The sequence below is a fragment of the Eleftheria terrae genome (genome assembly GCF_030419005.1).
Taxonomy (GTDB): Bacteria; Pseudomonadota; Gammaproteobacteria; order Burkholderiales; family Burkholderiaceae_C; genus Caldimonas; species Caldimonas terrae.
On record NZ_CP106951.1, the window covers coordinates 499381 to 519056 of the forward strand.

The window sequence follows — 19676 nt, forward strand, 5'->3', positions numbered from 1 at the left end:
TCCGAGGAGGACGCGATGTTGCGCGAAGAGACCAGCCCAGCCCCGAGCGTGGCCGAGGAAGAACTCGACGAGGTGCGGTCCTCGCTGCGGCAGCTGCTGCAGCAGGCGGCACGGCCGGCCATGCCCGCGGAGCCCCGCCCGGCGGCCGGCGGGCCGGGCAGCCTGGTGGGCGAGGTGGCCGACACCCATCATCCGGAGCTGCCGGGCCGCGTGCTGGTGCGCTGGTTTTCCGACAGCGGGCAGGCTTGCGAGCAGTGGCTGCAATGCCTGCGCGGCGCACTGCCGGCGCGTGGCGACCGGGTGCTGCTGGAGCAGCCGGCCAACTGGCCGGAGCGCCTGGTGACCGGCGTGCTGGCCGGCACCGCGCGCGAGCCCGCCGCCGCTGCGGCCAGTGCGGCGGCCAGCCTGAAGCTGGCGCCCGAGCACTGCCTGCGCATCACCGACGAGGCCGACCGTGCCCTGGTGGAGGTGCATGCCTCCAGCCAGGGGCCGGTGGTGCGCCTGCTGAGCGACACGCTGACACTGGAGGCGCCCAGGACGCTGCGCCTGCAGGCCGAGACCATCGAGCTGCAGGCCGGCCGCGGCGGGGTGGACATCCGCACCGAGTCCGACACCGTCGTGCGCAGCCGCTTCATCCGGCTGAACTGAACCTAAAAGGAAGCCGGCAGCATGCGTCGTGAATATGTGGCCATGGAGAAGGCGTTGCGCGAGTTCATCGAGCAACCGGACGATCCGGTGCTGGTGCTGTGCGGCACCGACCCGGACCTGCTGTTTCCGCTGAAGGCCTTGCAGGAGATGGACCGGCAGGCACCGACACCGGTGTTCCTGGTGTTCCCTTTCCCGTGCACCGGGGCGGCCGACTACCTGGACCAGGCGCTGAAGGCGGTGGCAGCGCAGATCGATGCCGCCAACGTTCTGCGGTCGCAGGAAGGCGCGCCGCCCTGGGCCGCGCTGCCGCTGCTGTGCCTGGACGCGCGCCAGGCGCCGGCGCAGCGGCTGCTGGCGGCCGTGAAGCACGTGCGCGAGGTGGTGGACCGCCAGCTCGACATCGTGTGGGGCCTGCTGCCCAATGAGATCGGCGATGCCGAGGGCTACCGCGACCTGGTGTCGCCGCTGCTCGATGGCTGGCAGCCCTGGATGCAGGGCCAGCGCTTCATCCTGCGCGACCGGCGCGACACGCCTTTCGTGCTGGCCGGCCGCGAGCGGCTCGACGGGGTGCTGAAGTTCCGCGTCGACTTCTCCGCCGAGAAGGCGGCGGACTCGCTGGTGCGCGAGGTCCATGAGGCCCGCCTGCCGCTGCCACAGCGCATGCAGGCCCTGATGCAGCTGGCGGCCTTCGACCTGGCCTACCAGCGCTTCGACGGCGCGCACGAGAAGTACGCCTTGCTCTACGACTACCACCGCCAGCAGGGCGACGCGGTGGGCCAGGCGCTGGCGCTCGGCGGCGCGGGCGACGTGGCGAGCCGCCTGGGCCGGCACGAGGAGGCGAAGCAGCGCTACCAGCAGGCGCTGGCGGTGGCCGGGCCGGTGAAGAACCTGAGCGTGATGCTCAACCTGCTGATGGCGGCCGGCGCCAGCTGCCTGCAGCTGGGCCAGTACGCCGAGGCCGAGGGCTACTACGAGCTGGCCAGCCGCAGTGCCGGCAAGCTGCTGTTCAGCAACGCCAAGATCGAGGCGATGGAGCAGCAGGGCGTCGCCCTCGCCGCCCAGGGCAGGCCGGTGGAAGCCGCGCGGCTGTGGATCGACGCCAAGGGCCTGTGCGAGCAGTTCGGCTGCACCGATCCCCACCGCGCCTTGCTGGGCCGCCTGCGCGGCCTGTATGCCAGCCTCCAGATGGAGCCGGAGGTGAAGGCCTGCGACGAGGAACTCGCCACGCTGGACCGTGGAGCCGGCGCCGTCCCTGGCGAAGCGAGCCCGCCCGGCCTCGATCACCCGGCCACGCCTGCAAGCGCATGACCCTTCCCAGCGAGAAACTCCAACCCGGGGCGGAGGAGCCGGCCGCCGACCCGCTGATTGCGCCCACCGGCAACAGCGGTGTGGACGCATTGGCCGGCGCGGTGAACCGCACGGCCGCACCGTTCCAGGAGAGCCCGCCGCCGGAGCAGGGCAGCGTGGGCGTGGCCAGCCATTGGGTGAACGCGGCGCTGGGTGTGGTGGGCGCGCCGTTCGAGCTGCTGAACACCGGGCTGTCGCTGCTGACGGCGCCGTTCAACTCGCTGGTGCCTGGGATGCCGGCGGCGTTTCTCACGGTGCCGCACCTGGGCATCCCGCATGCGCATGCGCACCCGCCGAGCATGATGGTGCCGCTGCCCAGCCTGGGGGCGACGGTGGGCTCGGGCAGCGTGGGGGTGCTGATCTCCGGCATCCCGGCGGCGCGGGCAGGCGACCTGGGCATTGCGCCGACCTGCGGCAGCTTTGCGCCGGCCTATGACGTGTTCACCGGATCGAGCAACACCTTCATTGGCGGCTCGCGGGCGGCGCGGCTGGGGCTGGACATGACCCGGCACTGCAACCCGGCGTCGATGTTCGGCAAGCTGGGGGTGGCGATGGCGGCCATCGGCGCGGCGGCCGGGGGGCTGTCGGCCGGGGCGCAGGCGGCCGGCGGCAATGCCGGGGCGGCGAAGATGGCCGCGGCCCAGGCGGCGGCCGATGCGGCCATTGCGGCGATGAGCGCCTTGCTGGGCAAGGACCCCGGCATTGCGCCGAGCATGGGTGCCTTGCTGCTGGGCAACCCGACGGTGCTGATCGGCGGCATGCCGCTGCCCGATGCGCTGGACGCGCTGGCCGGTGCAGCGGGGTTGCTGAAGGCGGTGAAGAAGGTGGCCGATGCCAAGGCCAAGAAGCCGCCGCGGCATGCCGAGAACGCCAAGTGCGACCGCCCGGGCCACCCGGTGGACCCGGTGACGGGGGCCTGCGTCAACGAGTTCCTGGACCATCAGGAGCTGGGGCCCGGGCGCTTCCGCTGGGAGCGCTACTACGACAGCGGGCGCTGCGAGCAGGACGGGCTGCTGGGCTACGGCTTCCGGCACTACTACCAGCGCGAGCTGCGGCTGCTGCGCACACGGGCGATCTACATCGACGGCGAAGGCCGGCAGTACAGCTTCCCGCGGGCCGAGGACGGCCGCTATGGCGGGGTGCTGGCCGGCTACGAGCTGCTGCAGCGAGATGAGCACCGCTTCGTGGTGGAGCACGCGGTGCACGGCAGCATGGGCTTCGAGCGCGAGTCGGCCGAGGCGCCGGCGGCGCGGCTGGTGGCCGTGGTGGGTGGGGGCAGCCGCATGCACTTCGGCTATGACGCGGCCGGACGGCTGGCGGTGGTGGCCGAAGCGGGCGAGGAGCAGGTGTTCGAGCAGAGCTTCTGGTTCACGCACGACGAGCATGGCCGCTTGACCGAGATCCGGCGCTCGCGCGGGCACGAGCTGGCGAGCATCGCGCGCTATGCCTACGACGAGGCTGGCTGCCTGCGCAGCTGGACCGACCCGCTGGGCGCCGCGATGAGCCACGCCTACGACGAAGACCGGCGCATGACGCGCGAGACCGACCGCAACGGCTTCTCGTTCTTCTACAAGTACGACGCCGAGGGCCGCTGCATCGCCAGTGCCGGGCAGGACCAGGTCTGGCGCGTGCAGCTCAAGTACGAGCCCGGGCGCACGCTGGTGACGGAGGCCGACGGCGGGCGCTGGGTGTTCATGCACAACGAGGTGGGCACGGTCACGCGCATCGTGGACCCGTATGGCGGAGCGACCGAGCGCATCACCGGGGAAGACGGCCGCGTGCTGCGGGAGGTGGATTCCGGTGGGCGAGTGATGGAGTGGTTGTACGACGCGCGGGGCCGCAACACCGGGCGCCGCGACCGCTGGGGGAATGTGTGGCCGACGAAGGACGAGGCGCCGAGGCTGCCCAATCCACTGGCGCACACGGTGCCGAGCACGTCGCTGGCCCTGCAGTGGGGCAGGGTGGAGGTGCTGCCGCCGGCGGAGTTCTTTGGCATTCCGGTGCAACTTCAGGCCGTGGCGGCGCAGGTGCTGGCATTGCCCGAGCCGGTGCATGCCGAGCCGGCCGAGGTGAGGGATGCTGCGGGGCGGGTGGTGGAGACCATCGACATCCACGGGCGGCGTGAGAAGTACGACTTCGACGCAGCCGGGCAACTGATCGCCTTCGAGGACAAGGAGGGTCGGCGCTGGCATTACAGCCGTGCGTCCTGGCGCATGCGAGGTGCGGAGACCGACCCGCTGGGCCATACCACGCAGTACGGCTACACCTTGCGCGAGAAGGTGGCGCTGGTGGTGGATGCCAACGGCAACGAAAGCGGCTACGAGTACGACCACAAGGACCGGCTGGTGAGCGTGAAGCGGCACGGGGTGCTGCGCGAGAGCTACCGCTACGACACGGGCGACCGCTTGGTCGAGAAGCGGGATGCCAACGGGCGCTTGCTGCTGAGCTTCGAGGTGGGGGAGAACGGGCTGCACCGCCGCCGCATCCTGAGCAGCGGCGAGGTCCATCGCTACCGCTACGACGCCCGGGGGCGATTCACTGAAGCGTCGACCGAAAGACACGCGGTGCACCTCGGGCGGGATGCGACGGGTCGCCGCACTTCCGACCTGCGTGATGGCCTGGGTGTGCAGCACGAGTACCGCGGTGCGAGAGCGGCTCGCACCATGTATTTCGGTCGCTTCGTGGTGGAGTACACGCACGGGGCCGATGGCGATGTGCTCATTCAAACGCCGGACGGTGGTTTGCACCGACTGCAGCATGCGGCCGACGGTTCGGTATTGCTGACGCTGGACAATGGCACCAGCGAGGCACGGCGCTTCGATGCCGAGGGCCGCTGTGTCGGGCGGGTGCGCTGGCAGGCAGGGCCGGCACCTTCGCCGAGATGGGTGCGGTACCACTACAGCGCAGCAGGCGAGTTGCTGCAGGTGGTGAGCAGCGGCGCTCACGCCTCGGCGCGGTACCACTACGATGCTGCCCACCGGCTGTTGGGTGAGACCCGTGACGGGTGGAGCCTGCGCCGCTATGCCTACGATGCCGGCGGCAACCTGCTGTCTTCGCCGACCTGTTCCGAGATGCGCTATGGCGAAGGCAACCGCCTGATGGCTTCCTCCCTCGGCCGCCATAGCTATAACGAGCGCAACCATCTGGCAGAGCTCAGGGCGCCGGACGGGTCGAGCACCACCTATCGCTACAACAGCATGGACTTGCTGGTGGAGGTGGCATGGAGCGGCCGTGAGGACGTCTGGACAGCGGAGTATGACGGCCTGTGCCGACGGATCGCCACATCCTGCGGCACGGCGCGAACCGAGTACTACTGGGACGGCGACCGCCTCGCCGCAGAAGTACGGGCGGATGGACGCACGAGGCTATACATCTATGTCGATGCAGACGCCTTTCTGCCGTTCATGTTCCTCGATTACGCGAGCAAGGATGCGCCGCCAGACGCCGGTCGCCCCTACTTCGTATTCACTGATCAGGTGGGCCTGCCCGAGTGGATCGAAGACGGCGGCGGACAAGAGGTATGGCGCGCGGAAGACATCGATCCCTACGGCACCATCAAGGTCGCGGCCACGAGCACCATCGACTACGCAGTGCGGTGGCCCGGACATTATTTCGACGCAGAAACCGGCTTGCACTACAACCGGTTCCGCTCCTACAGCCCTCGATTGGGCAGGTATCTTCAATCGGACCCAATGGGGCAGAGCGGGGGCCTGAACCTTTACGCCTATTCCGCGAATCCGCTCGTCTGTGTGGACGTGCTTGGCCTCAGTTGCGATGGAGAGGCCAGCGGCTCGGACGGAAAGGGAAACACGGCAGCCGGCCATTCTTCAGAGGCGCCTCCTCCCGCAGCACCTCACGCGCCGACGCCCCCGCACTCGCATGCAGACGGCTATCCGCCGCGGACTGCGGAGGCCCAGGCGGAGTGCCAGGCGGTGATCGCCACGATGGACAAGATGACCGGAAAGAAGACCCGCTCCGTGGTTTCCGTGATGACGCACGAGGACGGCACGGTATCGGTGGGGTTCTCAGGGGCGAGCAGCGAGAAAAACAGGAAATTCGCTGAAGACCTGCAGAAGAATCTGAACAAGGGGCACAAGCCGCCAAAGTACCGCGTCGCGCCGGAATCAATGCCCACCGGCAGTTTGAAAGAGGTGGCGACGGGCAATGCCGTGGGGGCGTGTGCCGAACCCAGCGTCGTGAACGCCGCACACGGCCACCCGAGCCCCATCAACGGCATGGACACGCGCTGGCGCGGTGCCGGGGACAATCCTCATCCCTATACCGGCACGAATGCGGATGGGGCACCTGTCGCGCCTTCACAGATGGACCCCTGCGATACCTGCGGCGACCCGGACAACATCAGAGAGTATATGAATCATGCCAATAGCTGATCCTTTTCCGGCAACGGGCCCGGTGGAGACACTTTTCGAACGGCTTGCCGACTATGTTTCGCGCTCCGACCCGCAATGGCGGCGCACGATCCGCGGCGCGAGCAGTGAAGATCTGGCCCGCCTGACACAGATGTCGGGGCTGCAGGACCTGGGTCGCCAGTATCCGCCGTCCTACCTCATCTATGCCCAGCATCTGGGGCAGGACGATGGCGGCCTCATCGCGCCGCCGCTGTCGCATCGCTCCATTGACTGGTTGCTTGGTCTGTACGAGGAAGCCGAGCAGTTCGAATACGACGAGATGAGCCCCGAGGCTCCTTTGGTCGGTAGCTTTGAAACCGGAGATCAGCTGAGTCTCGATTTCAGGGACGGGAGTTCCGGTGAACCAGCGGTGTACGTCACCTCGTATGGCGAGTTCATCAGCTTCTATGCGGAGTCGTGGGAGAAGCTGCTGTTCCAGCATGCGAGCCTGCGAGCACAGCGGCGGCAGTTCCCGGTCACGCTGTCGTTCAGTGCGAGTCAGGCCGGGCTGCGTTCGGCGCTGGGCAGCCGCGGCGGTTCTGCGGCCGAGGTGCTTTCCCAGCTTGCCGAGCAGGAAGGGCTGATGCCGGCCTGGTTCAACGACCGGGCTCACTTCTGTGCGGCCGCCTCCGATGTGCAGGTCTGGACCAAGCTGCCGGAGGAAGGAGGCATCGTGATCGTCGCCTCCGGTGCGGCTCGCGAACGGGTGGATGGCATGGCCCAGCGCCTGGCTGCGCAGCTGGGGGCAGAGCCTACCCGCTGAAATGGCACTGCTCGCCGATTGAAAGCCGCAGGCCCGTGGTTTGGTTTTTCTTCAGTTTGACGAGGTAAGCGGGTTCGGTGCTTGGCACCTGCTTTGTAGAACATGACCCTTCCCAGCGAGAAACTCCAACCCGGGGCGGAGGAGCCGGCCGCCGACCCGCTGATTGCGCCCACCGGCAACAGCGGCGTGGACGCATTGGCCGGCGCGGTGAACCGCACGGCCGCACCGTTCCAGGAGAGCCCGCCGCCGGAGCAGGGCAGCGTGGGCGTGGCCAGCCATTGGGTGAACGCGGCGCTGGGTGTGGTGGGCGCGCCGTTCGAGCTGCTGAACACCGGGCTGTCGCTGCTGACGGCGCCGTTCAACTCGCTGGTGCCTGGGATGCCGGCGGCGTTTCTCACGGTGCCGCACCTGGGCATTCCGCATGCGCATGCGCACCCGCCGAGCATGATGGTGCCGCTGCCCAGCCTGGGGGCGACGGTGGGCTCGGGCAGCGTGGGGGTGCTGATCTCCGGCATCCCGGCGGCGCGGGCAGGTGACCTGGGCATTGCGCCGACCTGCGGCAGCTTTGCGCCGGCCTATGACGTGTTCACCGGATCGAGCAACACCTTCATTGGCGGCTCGCGGGCGGCGCGGCTGGGGCTGGACATGACCCGGCACTGCAACCCGGCGTCGATGTTCGGCAAGCTGGGGGTGGCGATGGCGGCCATCGGCGCGGCGGCCGGGGGGCTGTCGGCCGGGGCGCAGGCGGCCGGCGGCAATGCCGGGGCGGCGAAGATGGCCGCGGCCCAGGCGGCGGCCGATGCGGCCATTGCGGCGATGAGCGCCTTGCTGGGCAAGGACCCCGGCATTGCGCCGAGCATGGGTGCCCTGCTGCTGGGCAACCCGACGGTGCTGATCGGCGGCATGCCGCTGCCCGATGCGCTGGACGCGCTGGCCGGTGCGGCGGGGTTGCTGAAGGCGGTGAAGAAGGTGGCCGATGCCAAGGCCAAGAAGCCGCCGCGGCATGCCGAGAACGCCAAGTGCGACCGCCCGGGCCACCCGGTGGACCCGGTGACGGGGGCCTGCGTCAACGAGTTCCTGGACCATCAGGAGCTGGGGCCCGGGCGCTTCCGCTGGGAGCGCTACTACGACAGCGGGCGCTGCGAGCAGGACGGGCTGCTGGGCTACGGCTTCCGGCACTACTACCAGCGCGAGCTGCGGCTGCTGCGCACACGGGCGATCTACATCGACGGCGAAGGCCGGCAGTACAGCTTCCCACGGGCCGAGGACGGCCGCTATGGCGGGGTGCTGGCCGGCTACGAGCTGCTGCAGCGAGATGAGCACCGCTTCGTGGTGGAGCACGCGGTGCACGGCAGCATGGGCTTCGAGCGCGAGTCGGCCGAGGCGCCGGCGGCGCGGCTGGTGGCCGTGGTGGGTGGGGGCAGCCGCATGCACTTCGGCTATGACGCGGCCGGACGGCTGGCGGTGGTGGCCGAAGCGGGCGAGGAGCAGGTGTTCGAGCAGAGCTTCTGGTTCACGCACGACGAGCATGGCCGCTTGACCGAGATCCTGCGCTCGCGCGGGCACGAGCTGGCGAGCATCGCGCGCTATGCCTACGACGAGGCTGGCTGCCTGCGCAGCTGGACCGACCCGCTGGGCGCCGCGATGAGCCACGCCTACGACGAAGACCGGCGCATGACGCGCGAGACCGACCGCAACGGCTTCTCGTTCTTCTACAAGTACGACGCCGAGGGCCGCTGCATCGCCAGTGCCGGGCAGGACCAGGTCTGGCGCGTGCAGCTCAAGTACGAGCCCGGGCGCACGCTGGTGACGGAGGCCGACGGCGGGCGCTGGGTGTTCATGCACAACGAGGTGGGCACGGTCACGCGCATCGTGGACCCGTATGGCGGAGCGACCGAGCGCATCACCGGGGAAGACGGCCGCGTGCTGCGGGAGGTGGATTCCGGCGGGCGAGTGATGGAGTGGTTGTACGACGCGCGGGGCCGCAACACCGGGCGCCGCGACCGCTGGGGGAATGTGTGGCCGACGAAGGACGAGGCGCCGAGGCTGCCCAATCCACTGGCGCACACGGTGCCGAGCACGTCGCTGGCCCTGCAGTGGGGCAGGGTGGAGGACCTGCCGCCGGCGGAGTTCTTCGGCATTCCGGTGCCCTTGCAGACGATGGCCGCGCAGGTGCTGGCATTGCCCGAGCCGGTGCATGCCGAGCCGGTGGTGGAGCGTGATGCCGCTGGGCGCATCGTGGCCACGGTCGATGTGCACGATGGCCAAGAATCGTTCGAGCGTGATGCCGCCGGCTATCTCTCGGCCTTCGAAGACAAGGACGGCCGGCGCTGGTGCTATGCCCTGTCTTCCTGGCGCCTGCCTGGCTTGGAGACGAACCCGCTCGGCCACACCGTGCAGTATGGGTACACGCTGCGCGAGCAGACGGCGCTTGTCGTGGACGCCAATGGCAACGAAAGCAGGTATGAGTACGACCACAAGGGGCGCCTCACCGGCGTGATCCGCCATGGCGTGGTACGCGAGACCTACCGCTACGACGGCGGTGACCGGCTGATCGAGAAACGGGATGCCAACGGCCAGCTGCTGCTCAGTTTCCAGGTGGGCGAGAACGGGCTGCACCACCGGCGTGTCCTCAGCAGCGGTGAGGTCCATCGCTACTGCCATGACGACCGTGGCCGGATCACCGAAGCATCGACCGAGAAGCACCAAGTGCGCATTGACCGCGACGCCTGGGGGCGGCGCACATCCGACACCCGCGACGGCGTCGGGGTTCAGCACGAGTACCAGGGACGGGCCCTGAAACGGACCGCCTACCTCGGCCGCTTTGCGGTCGAGTATCACCGGGCGCCGGACGGCGAGGTGCTGATCTGCACGCCGGACGGCGGTATCCACCGGCTGCAGCGCGACCCCGACGGCTCAGTGCTGATGACGCTGGACAACGGGACCAGCGAGGTCCGGCGCTTCGACCACAACGGCCGATGCGTGGGCCGCTTGCGCTGGCGGGATGAGTGCGCGGACACCGGCCATTGGGTGCGCTACCAATACAGTGCGGCGGGCGAACTGCTGCGGGTGGTGAGCAGCGGTGCCGAAAGCACCTCGCAGTATCACTATGACGCCAGCCACCGCTTGATTGCCGAGACGCGCGATGGTTGGCCAGTGCGGCGCTATCAATATGATGCTGGCGGCAATCTGCTGACCTCTCCCACCTGCGCAGAGATGCGATACACCGGCGGCAACCGGCTGCTGGAATCCACGCTGGGACGCCATCTCTACAACGAGCGCAACCACCTGGCCGAGACCGTCGCTGCCGGTGGACAGCGCACCACCTATCACTACGACAGCATGGATCTGCTGGCCCGGGTGACATGGAGCGATCGCAAGGACGGCTGGGCGGCTGAATACGACGGTTTGTGCCGCCGGGTTGCGAAAACCCTTGGCGAAGCCCGGACGGAATATTACTGGGATGGCGACCGGTTGGGCGCGGAGGTCGGTCCGCAGGGACAACTGCGGCTCTATATCTATGTGAATGAGCAGGCGCTTCTTCCATTCATGGTGCTCGACTACCCGTCCTTGGACGCAGCAGCGGATACTGGGCGCGCCTACTACATTTTCACCGACCAGAGCGGCCTGCCAGAGTTCATCGAGGACGCCAACGGAGACGATGCGTGGCGAGCGGACGATATCGATCCATATGGAAGCATACGGCCCTCCAAAGACAATCGGATTGAATACGACCTGCGCTGGCCGGGGCATTTCGAGGACAGGGATGTCGGGCTGCACTACAACCGCTTCCGTTTCTACAGCCCGAAGCTGGGGAGATATCTGCAGTCCGACCCGATCGGGCAGTCGGGGGGCTTGAATCTATATGCCTATACGGCGAACCCGCTGACTCAGGTCGACGTGTTCGGCTTGAGCTGCGAGGATGGCGGAGCGGGCGATGGGGAGCATGCCGACGCAAGTGGCCCAGTGGCAGAAAGACCGCCGCACGGAATCCCGATACAGCAACGCATCGATGAAGGCTTCAGCGTTCCCGAGCGCGCCAGGGAAAATCCCGACAATTATTACTACGATCCCGAAGCGTCGCGCTACAAGCGCATTGGCGGTGAGGATGGCGATAATCTCTTCGAGCGCGGTTCATTCCGCACCGATGCTCGACGGCGCGCGGAGCGGCGGGCTCCAAAGAATGAAGACGGGGAAATGATCTGCGAGACCTGCGGCAATGTCATTCCCGACAAGATTACCGTGGACACCCGCAACGGCCCGATCGAGCGCGTCGGGTACGACCTGGACCATTTCCCGGACACCTGGGCAGAGCGGGTGGACAACCTGAAGGAGCGGCAGGCGGCGGGCGAGGACATCGACCGCGAGACCGTGCTGGACGAATACAATCGCGACCTCCGGGTGCAGTGCCCGCCCTGCAATGTGAGTCATGAATTCGAAGGCATCCCCGGCCGATACAGAACAGGAGATACTGATGAGTGATTACGGCGCTGCCTTTTACGACCACTTTTCCCGCTTCATTGGGGCGCCGAAGGCGCGGCAGGTTTTCAGGCAGAGCGAGGAGGCACCATCCATTCAGATCCTGAGATACGAGAAGGTGTTCCCGGGGTGTGCGGTCTCCAATTCGCTTGGCTTGAGCCGTTACGAAGAGGTGATCGGAGAGGTCGCGGAAGTCACGCTGGTGACCGACGCGGCCATCGAGGCGAGCGAGCGTATCCTCGCCAATGCCCTGTTCTTCATCGTGCAAAACAGGATCCAGATGGATCGTGGAATGTCGATTGCGGGGGTGTCGAAAATCGATCCTGGTTTTGCCAAGGAATTCGACAAGGAGGCGCTGTATTTCACGATTCCCTATGCGTTTCCGATGGGATACGAGAAGGTGAAACTGCCGGCACCGGGGACGGAAGGGTTTGTCTACTCCGCCATGTTCGTTTCCAGGGCCGAGCACGATTTCGTGATGGCCCACGGCGCGGACGCCTTCGAGGATCTGCTTGAGAAGAAGGGTGTCGATCCTTTCGACATCAAGAGGGCTTCGGTAGTGTGAACCGCGCTGCGGCCCATATCAGCGTCTGCGGCGACCCGGGCTCCACCGGCGCCAGCACCTCGCCGAATGGGCATGGTCGGGACAAGGCGGAGCCGCCGGACGCCACGGATTGCCGCTGACGCGGCCTACCGCCTTTTTTCCTGCCCCAGTTCACCAGCCGCAGGCCCGGACCGCGTGACGGCGGCCGTCACCGCGGCTTCCGCCACAGCTCCCAGCGGCGGCCAGGCCTTCAGCGTCGACCGCCTCAGCAAGGCCACCCCCGGTCCCTTCGCCGGCGTGAAGGTGCGCTCGATCACATGCGTCACCAGCCGTCGCCTGACCCGCTCGGTCACGAGCACGGTGGAGCAGCGCGTGCCATAGCGCCCGTCCGGCGTGCGGATGAAGGCGGGCGACAACCACCGCTCCCATTCCAGCGACACGCCGGTGTGCGGCAGGAATTCGTCCGCGATCTCGGTGCGGTCGCCCAGTCCCTCGAACAGGCGCTCGGCCAGCTGGTCGGCCGAGTCGGCCTCCTTCAGCGCGGAGCGCAGGTGCTGCTTCAGCCGCTCGACCTTGGGCCAGGGCGTGTCCAGCGCGGCGTTCGACAAGCCGTACACGCCGCGTTCCAGTCGCTTCGGGAAGCGCTGCCGGTTCGAGCCCCAGAAACAGTCGCCCTGGCTGAAGTCTGCCGCCACCACGTTGAAGCCGTTGTAGCCGCTCAAGCTGGCCTGCATCCAGAACCGGTCCACCGACAGGTCGCCACGCAGCCACAACGGCACGATGCCGCCACGCGACGGCGCCGCCGGGTCCACATCAGCCGGGTTGCGCACATTGGTCACCAGCGCAAAGCGGCCGGCCTGCGTCAGGCCCATCCAGGTACCGCCGGCCTTCAGGTCGCGACCAGCCAGGATTTCGGGGCCGCCGCCTTCGGGCAGCCACCATGCCAGCCGGGCTGCCGGGCGGTCGAAGTACTCATCTCGGTTGGCCGCCACCACCAGCGGGAAGCGCCGGCTGGCATCCACCGCCAGGGCTACCAGGCACATGGCACGAACACCTCGCAGTGACGCGGCCCCTGCAGCCAGGCTGCCAGGACCTGCGCAGCCGCTGCGATCTCACCCTCCAGCACCGGCCCCACCCCCTCTGCGTGCATATAGATCTCCATCCAGGTCTGCATGCCGTCCTTCTCCTGCGGGCGGCGCCACAGCTCGGCCTGCAGGCCGGGATGGCGCGCGCACAGCGCATCTTGCATCGCCCGGGCCACCGGCTGCGCGGCAGCGGCGTCGGCCGAGGCGATTCGATAGTAGATGAAAAGGCGGCGCACCCAGAAACCTCAGACGTGAACTAATGCGGGGCGCCGGATCGGGCCAGGGTGAAGGAAGTCACGCGCCGATCAGCTTTCGGTCGGCAGGGCATAGGGCAGCGGCCGCAGGCTCAGCGGGGGCCCGTCCGCGCTGCCCAGGTGCAGGCTGCCGCCTTCGGCCGCGGCCAGCTTCAGCTCGGCGAACACGGCCCAGCCTGGCGTGTCGAGGCCCGCCGGCACTTCGGCAGCGTTGGCGATCAGCCCTGCGGGCTGGCCGGGGTCGGCGCTGTGGAAGATCTCCTGGCCAGGCGCCGCCGGTTGCGGCGAATGCAGCAGGAAGCCGCGGCGCTTGAGGGTGCCGCGGTACTGGCTACGGGCCACCACCTCTTGACCGGGATAGCAGCCTTTCTGGAAATTCACGCCACCGACTGCCTCCAGGTTGACCATCTGCGGCACGAACTGCTCCATGGTGGCCGGCACGATGCTCGGCACGCCGCTTTGCACTTCAAGCCATTGCCATACGCCCAGCGGCAGCGAGGGCAGGGCGGCTTGCGGGCCGGCCTGGGCGGCCGCGGCGTCGGTGCTCGCCTCGGCCCAGAGGTAGCGCGGCTCGCCCAGCGCGTCGGGCAGGCGGATCACGCAGCGGTCGCCGGCGGCCGAGCGGCCCCACACCTTGTCCGGCGCCTGCTCGCCCAGCCAGGCCCGGGCGGCCGGGCCCGCCAGGCCCAGCAGCCGCACCGAGGCGCTCGCGTCGCTCAGCTTGGCCTTGGCACGCAGCACATACATGCTCAGCCGCTTGAGGGCGGCGGGCAGTTGCTCGGCAGGCAGGGCCAGCAGCACGCGGCTGGCGCTTTCCTTCCAGCCGACGAAGCTGAACATCAACCGGCCCTTCGGCGAGCACAGCCCGGCCAGGCGCGCCTCGCCCGTGCCCAGCAGCGCGAAGTCCTGCGTCAGCTGGCTGTGGAGGAACTTGGCCGCCTCCTCGCCGTCGGCAGCGATCACGCCCCAGTGGCTGAGGGCAACGGCACCCTCGACGGGGGCGGGGGAGGGATGGACGGAGCTATCGGTGTTCATGCCTCCATTATCATCACCCCCCGTTCACCGGTCTGCGCCAGGGACAACCCCGGCTTCAAATGGTTCATTCGTGATGCGATTGCTGAAGCGCCTGTTCGGCGTCCTCCTGCTGCTGACGGCATTGGCGGCCGCTGTGGTGGCGTGGTGGTTGCACCGGCCGCTGCCGCTGGCGTCGCCGTCGGTCGAGTTCTCGGTGGAGAGCGGCATGTCGCCGCGGCAGATCGCCAATGGCTGGGTGGCGGCCGGGGTCGAGGCGCCGGCGCTTGCCCTCTACGAATGGTTCCGCTGGTCGGGCCAGGCGCGCCGCATCCGTGCGGGCAGCTACGAGATCGGCCCCGGCGTCACGCCCCGCGAGCTGTTGCGCAAGATGGTGCTGGGCGACGAGACGCTGGCCACCGTGCGCCTGATCGAAGGCTGGACCTTCAAGCAGTTCCGCGCCGAGCTGGCGCGTGCCGAAGGACTGCGGCCCACCACCGCGGCGATGAGCGACGCCGAGATCATGGCCGCGCTCGGCGCTCCGGGCCGTCATCCCGAAGGTCGCTTCTTCCCCGACACCTACGCCTATAGCCGTGGCAGCAGCGACATGGCGGTGATGAAGCGCGCCATGCGCGCCATGGAGCGCAAGCTCGCCGAGAGCTGGGCCGCCCGTGCTGAATCGAGCCCGCTCAAGAGCCCGGACGATGCCCTCGTGCTGGCCTCCATCGTCGAAAAGGAAACCGGCCTGTCGAGCGACCGCGCCATGGTGTCCGGCGTCTTCAACAACCGCCTGCGCATCGGCATGCCGCTGCAGACCGATCCCACCGTGATCTACGGCCTCGGCGACCGCTACGACGGCAACCTGCGCAAGCGCGACCTGCAGGCCGACACCGCCTACAACACCTACACCCGGCCCGGCCTGCCGCCGACGCCCATCGCCATGCCCGGCAAGGCGTCGCTGCTGGCGGCCGTGCAGCCGGCTGCCACCAAGGCCTTGTATTTCGTCTCGCGGGGCGATGGCAGCAGCGTCTTCAGCGAAAGCCTCAATGAGCATAATCGTGCGGTCGACAAGTACCAGCGCAAACGCTGAACCCTTTCCATCCAGGCCGGCATGAGCGGTTTTTTCATCAGCTTCGAAGGCATCGACGGTGCCGGCAAGTCCACCCACATCCAGGCCCTGGCCGAGCGCGTGCGCCGTGCCGGGCGCGAGGTTGTGCTGACCCGCGAGCCCGGCGGCACGCCCCTGGCCGAGGCGCTGCGCGAGATGGTGCTGCAGCAATCCATGGATGCGCTGACCGAGGCGCTGCTGATCTTCGCCGGCCGCCGCGACCACCTGCAACAGGTGATCGAGCCGGCGCTGGCGCGCGGCTGCGTGGTGCTGTGCGACCGCTTCACCGACGCGACCTTCGCCTACCAGGGCGCCGGCCGCGGCTTCGACACGGCAGTGCTCGCGCAACTGGAGCACTGGGTGCAGCAAGGCCGCCAGCCCGACCTCACGCTGTGGTTCGACCTGCCCCCCGAAGTGGCGGCCGAGCGCCTGTCCACCGCCCGGGTGCCGGACCGTTTCGAGCAGCAGCCGCTGGCCTTCTTCCGCCGTGTGGCCGAGGGTTACGCCGCTCGCGCACAGGCCCATCCGCAGCGCTTTGCCCGGCTCGATGCGGGGCAGGAGCGGGCCACCGTGTGGGCCCAACTCGAGGCCGCGGTGGCGCGGCACGGCCTGTGAGCGGGGCGGCATCACCGGGCCTGCCCTGGCTGCAGGCGCCGCTGCGCGAGTTGCTGGCCACTCAGCGCGGCCATGCCGTGCTGCTGGCCGGGCCACCCGGCATCGGCCAGTTCGAGCTGGCGCTGGCGCTGGCGCAGGCCTGGCTCTGCGAGCATCCCGACGCGGCTGCCCGCCCTTGCGGCGGCTGTGCCAGCTGCACGCTGGTTCAGGCACGCACCCATCCCGACCTGCTGGTGCTGCTGCCCGAGGCCTTGCAAGAGGAGCTGGGCTGGGCCGCCGCCGAGACCGAGTCCGAAGGCAAGGCCAAGGCGGCCAAGGCCAAGCCCAGCAAGGAGATCAAGGTCGAGGCCTTGCGCCGCGCGGTCGAATTCGCCCAGCAGACCTCCTCGCGCGGTGTCGCGAAGGTGGTGCTGGTGCATCCGGCCGAGCGCATGAATGCCATCTCGGCCAACACCTTGCTCAAGACGCTGGAGGAGCCGCCGGGCCAGGCGCGCTTTGTCCTGAGCACCGAAGCGGTGGACGCCTTGCTGCCCACCATCCGCAGCCGCTGCCAGCTGCAGCGCCTGGCGCCACCCAGCGAGGCGCAGGCGCGCGAGTGGCTGCAGGCGCAGGGCCTGGCCGGCGCCGAGGTGCTGCTGGCCGCCGCCGGGCAACTGCCGCTGGCCGCGCGGCAACTGGCGCAACAGGGCCTGGATGCTGCCGCCTGGCAGCAGCTGCCCGCACGGCTGGCGGGCGGGGAGGTGGCGGCCCTGGCTGGCTGGTCGGTGCCGCTGGCGGTCGAGACGCTGCAAAAGGTCTGCCACGACGCGCTGTGCGTCACGGTGGGGGCGCAGCCGCGCTACTTCCCGGCGGCGGCCTTCAAGGGCCTGCGTGCCGGCTTGCCCGCGCTCACCGCCTGGGGCGCGGAGCTGCGCCGTGTAGCCCGTCACGAAGAGCACGCCTGGAATGCCGGCCTGATGCTCGAGTCGCTTGTGGCCCAGGCGCGGCGCGCCTTACACTCCGCCGAATGAGCGAGCTGACCCAACAACGTCCTGTCCCTGCCGCCCCGGCGGGCGTCACGCCGGCACGGCCCAGCGTGATCCAGCTGGTGTTCCGGGAGAAAGGTGCGCTGTATGCGGCCTATATCTCGGTCTTCACCGACGGTGGCCTCTTCGTGCCCACCACCCGTGAATACAAGCTCGGCGAAGACATCTACCTGCTCCTGTCGCTGCCGGAGGATGCGCAGCGCTACCCGGTGGCCGGCAAGGTGGCCTGGGTCACCCCGGCCAACGCTTCCGGCGGCCGCACGCAAGGGGTGGGCGTGCGTTTCCCGAGCGACGAGAAGTCGCGGCTGCTGAAGATGCGCATCGAGGAACTGCTGGGCACCGCCATCCAGTCGGCCAAGCCCACGCAAACCCTTTGACGCTCTCCTGAGCCCCCTGGGCTCCCGAATCAGGCGCCGGCCGGTGTAGGCTAGGCGCCTGTTTTCATTGGCCCGCCATCCAGACATTCGATGTTCGTCGACTCCCACTGCCATCTCACCTTTCCCGAACTCGCCGAGCAGCTCGGCGCCATCCGCCAGGCCATGGCCGCCGCCCAGGTGGACCGGGCCTTGTGCATCTGCACCACGCTGGAAGAGTTCGACGCCGTGCACGCGCTGGCGCTGCAGCACGACAACTTCTGGGCCAGTGCCGGCGTGCACCCCGACAACGAAGGCGTCCAGGAGCCGACCCTGCAGCGGCTGCTCGACCTGGGCTCCCGCGAGAAGGTGGTGGCCCTGGGCGAAACCGGCCTGGACTACTACCGCCTCAACGGCCGCAGCGTGGCCGACATGGAGTGGCAGCGTGAGCGCTTTCGCACCCACATCCGGGCCGCGCTGGCGCTGGACAAGCCGCTGGTGATCCACACCCGCAGTGCCTCGGACGACACGGTGGCCATCCTGCAGGAAGAGGGCCAGGGCCGGGCGCGTGGCGTCTTCCATTGCTTCACCGAGACGCAGCAGGTGGCCGATGCCGCCCTGGAGCTGGGCTTCTACATCTCCTTCTCGGGCATCCTGACCTTCAAGACCGCGGCCGACCTGCGCGAGGTGGCCCGCCATGTGCCGCTCGAGCGCTGCCTGATCGAGACCGACAGCCCCTACCTCGCGCCGGTGCCCTTCCGCGGCAAGACCAACAACCCGTCTTATGTCCCTCATGTGGCGCGGCAGCTGGCGGAGCTGAAGGGGCTGTCGGTGGAGGAGGTGGCGGACGCCACGAGCCGCAATTTCGAGCGCTTGTTCGGTGTGCCGCGGCTTCAGGCTGCGGCCTGAGTTTTTTCATCAATAGGCGCTAAGCGGCTGTCGGGTCGCTTATTTTTTGGCGTGAAATAATAGGAGTCGTGTCGTGCGCATCGAGCTGAAGTGGGTGTGGGCGCTGGTGCTGGCGCTGGCCGCGCCGATGGCCCAGGCAGGGGCTTATGTCGATTTCTTCCGGGCCCTGATGCGCGACGACGGCGACACCGTGCGCGAGCTGCTGCAACGGGGCTTCGACCCCAACACGCTGGACGAGCACGGCCGGGCCGGCCTCACCATTGCCTTGCAGGAGGTGTCCCTGAAGACGGCCGAGGCGCTGTTCGCCCACCCGCAGGTGGACGTCAACCGCCTCAACGCGCTGGGCGAGTCGCCGCTGATGATGGCGGCGCTCAAGCGCGAGCTGGACTGGTGCCGGCGCCTCATCGAGCGGGGTGCCGACGTCAACAAGACCGGCTGGACCCCGCTCCACTACGCCGCCAGCGGCGGCAAGCCCGAGGTGGTGGCGCTGCTGCTGGAGCACCACGCCTTCATCGACGCCGAATCGCCCAACAAGACCACGCCGCTGATGATGGCCGCCCGCTATGGCAGCGACGACGCCACGCGCGTCCTGCTCGAGGCCGGTGCCGACCCGACGCTGCGCAACGAGAAGGGGCTGACGGCGGCTGATTTCGCCCGGGCGGCCGAGCGTGTCAAGCTGGCCGAAGAGATCGAGCGGCATGCCCGTACGTACAACGCCGCGCCGGCCATTGCAGCGCCTGCGTCGGGCGCCGACTAGGGGCGTTTGTCGGGCGAATTCCGACGTTTCTTTGGCTGGGGCCCGACTACCGGGCCCAGCCGGCCAGGCCTAAAGTTCACTGCATGCCCACCGCCCTTTCTGGAGCCTTCGACATGCAAACCCAACTGCCCGCCGACCCGTTTGCCCTGATGCTGAACCCGCAAGCCGTGCTCAGCGCCGTCGAAAGCTCGGAGCGGCTGAGCCGCCTGAAGCGCCGCATCTGCCGCCCGCTCGACAAGCCGCTGCTGGCCACCGTGTCGCGTGACACGGCCGCCTTCGACGAGGAGATCGACAGCGAGGCCGAGACCGACGCCGAAGCCACCAGCGCCGACACCGAAGCCTGAGCCACCGGCGGCGGCGCCGGCCTCC

The 19676-nt window shown here is 68.7% G+C and carries 16 protein-coding genes; 13 read left to right on the forward strand and 3 right to left on the reverse strand.

What is annotated here, in order from left to right; genetic code table 11:
- The first annotated feature begins 15 nt into the window (after positions 1-15).
- The 6 genes from N7L95_RS02535 (at position 16) to N7L95_RS02560 (ending at position 12211) form a co-directional block, all read left to right on the forward strand.
- Positions 16-648 (forward strand): hypothetical protein, encoded by a 633-nt coding sequence (locus N7L95_RS02535; protein WP_301258238.1) that lies wholly within the window; start codon positions 16-18, stop codon positions 646-648.
- Between the two features lie 21 nt (positions 649-669).
- Positions 670-1956 (forward strand): tetratricopeptide repeat protein, encoded by a 1287-nt coding sequence (locus N7L95_RS02540; protein WP_301258239.1) that lies wholly within the window; start codon positions 670-672, stop codon positions 1954-1956.
- On the forward strand, positions 1953-6386 hold the full coding sequence (locus N7L95_RS02545; RefSeq protein WP_301258240.1) for an RHS repeat-associated core domain-containing protein: 4434 nt from the start codon (positions 1953-1955) through the stop codon (positions 6384-6386). The genes N7L95_RS02540 and N7L95_RS02545 overlap by 4 nt, the downstream gene beginning before the upstream one ends.
- A 22-nt stretch (positions 6387-6408) precedes the next feature.
- The gene (locus N7L95_RS02550) at positions 6409-7167 is read left to right on the forward strand and encodes an SMI1/KNR4 family protein (RefSeq protein ID WP_301258241.1); all 759 of its coding nucleotides are present in this window, start codon (positions 6409-6411) and stop codon (positions 7165-7167) included.
- Between the two features lie 102 nt (positions 7168-7269).
- The gene (locus N7L95_RS02555; protein WP_301258242.1) at positions 7270-11649 is read left to right on the forward strand and encodes an RHS repeat-associated core domain-containing protein; all 4380 of its coding nucleotides are present in this window, start codon (positions 7270-7272) and stop codon (positions 11647-11649) included.
- Positions 11642-12211: a suppressor of fused domain protein gene (locus tag N7L95_RS02560; protein WP_301258243.1), complete on the forward strand. Its 570-nt coding sequence runs from the start codon at positions 11642-11644 to the stop codon at positions 12209-12211. The genes N7L95_RS02555 and N7L95_RS02560 overlap by 8 nt, the downstream gene beginning before the upstream one ends.
- 125 nt (positions 12212-12336) lie before the next feature.
- Here the strand turns inward: N7L95_RS02560 and N7L95_RS02565 are convergent, their stop codons facing one another.
- The 3 genes from N7L95_RS02565 to ygfZ all read right to left on the reverse strand — a co-directional run bounded on the left by N7L95_RS02565 (position 12337) and on the right by ygfZ (position 14564).
- On the reverse strand, positions 12337-13233 hold the full coding sequence (locus N7L95_RS02565) for an NRDE family protein (protein WP_301258244.1): 897 nt from the start codon (positions 13231-13233) through the stop codon (positions 12337-12339).
- Positions 13221-13511, reverse strand: coding sequence for a DUF4936 family protein (locus tag N7L95_RS02570; protein WP_301258245.1), 291 nt, complete (start codon positions 13509-13511; stop codon positions 13221-13223). The genes N7L95_RS02565 and N7L95_RS02570 overlap by 13 nt, the downstream gene beginning before the upstream one ends.
- 69 nt (positions 13512-13580) lie before the next feature.
- Entirely contained in the window at positions 13581-14564 is a 984-nt protein-coding gene (gene ygfZ / locus N7L95_RS02575; protein WP_301258246.1) for a CAF17-like 4Fe-4S cluster assembly/insertion protein YgfZ, read from the reverse strand.
- 73 nt (positions 14565-14637) lie between these two features.
- On the opposite strand from ygfZ, the gene mltG reads away from it, so the two are divergent.
- The 7 genes from mltG (at position 14638) to N7L95_RS02610 (ending at position 19651) form a co-directional block, all read left to right on the forward strand.
- Positions 14638-15630: an endolytic transglycosylase MltG gene (gene mltG, locus N7L95_RS02580; RefSeq protein WP_301258247.1), complete on the forward strand. Its 993-nt coding sequence runs from the start codon at positions 14638-14640 to the stop codon at positions 15628-15630.
- Between the two features lie 21 nt (positions 15631-15651).
- Positions 15652-16263: a dTMP kinase gene (gene tmk / locus N7L95_RS02585; RefSeq protein WP_301258248.1), complete on the forward strand. Its 612-nt coding sequence runs from the start codon at positions 15652-15654 to the stop codon at positions 16261-16263.
- Positions 16260-17273, forward strand: a complete 1014-nt coding sequence (holB, locus tag N7L95_RS02590) for a DNA polymerase III subunit delta' (RefSeq protein ID WP_301258249.1) — start codon at positions 16260-16262, stop codon at positions 17271-17273. Before tmk ends, holB begins: the two co-directional genes overlap by 4 nt.
- Positions 17270-17665: a PilZ domain-containing protein gene (locus N7L95_RS02595; RefSeq protein ID WP_301258251.1), complete on the forward strand. Its 396-nt coding sequence runs from the start codon at positions 17270-17272 to the stop codon at positions 17663-17665. Before holB ends, N7L95_RS02595 begins: the two co-directional genes overlap by 4 nt.
- A gap of 90 nt (positions 17666-17755) precedes the next feature.
- Positions 17756-18550, forward strand: coding sequence for a TatD family hydrolase (locus N7L95_RS02600; protein WP_301258252.1), 795 nt, complete (start codon positions 17756-17758; stop codon positions 18548-18550).
- A 73-nt stretch (positions 18551-18623) separates the two neighbouring features.
- Complete coding sequence (locus N7L95_RS02605; protein ID WP_301258253.1) at positions 18624-19307, forward strand: ankyrin repeat domain-containing protein; 684 nt, start codon at positions 18624-18626, stop codon at positions 19305-19307.
- 113 nt (positions 19308-19420) lie between these two features.
- Positions 19421-19651 (forward strand): hypothetical protein, encoded by a 231-nt coding sequence (locus tag N7L95_RS02610; protein ID WP_301258254.1) that lies wholly within the window; start codon positions 19421-19423, stop codon positions 19649-19651.
- Positions 19652-19676: the final 25 nt, after the last annotated feature.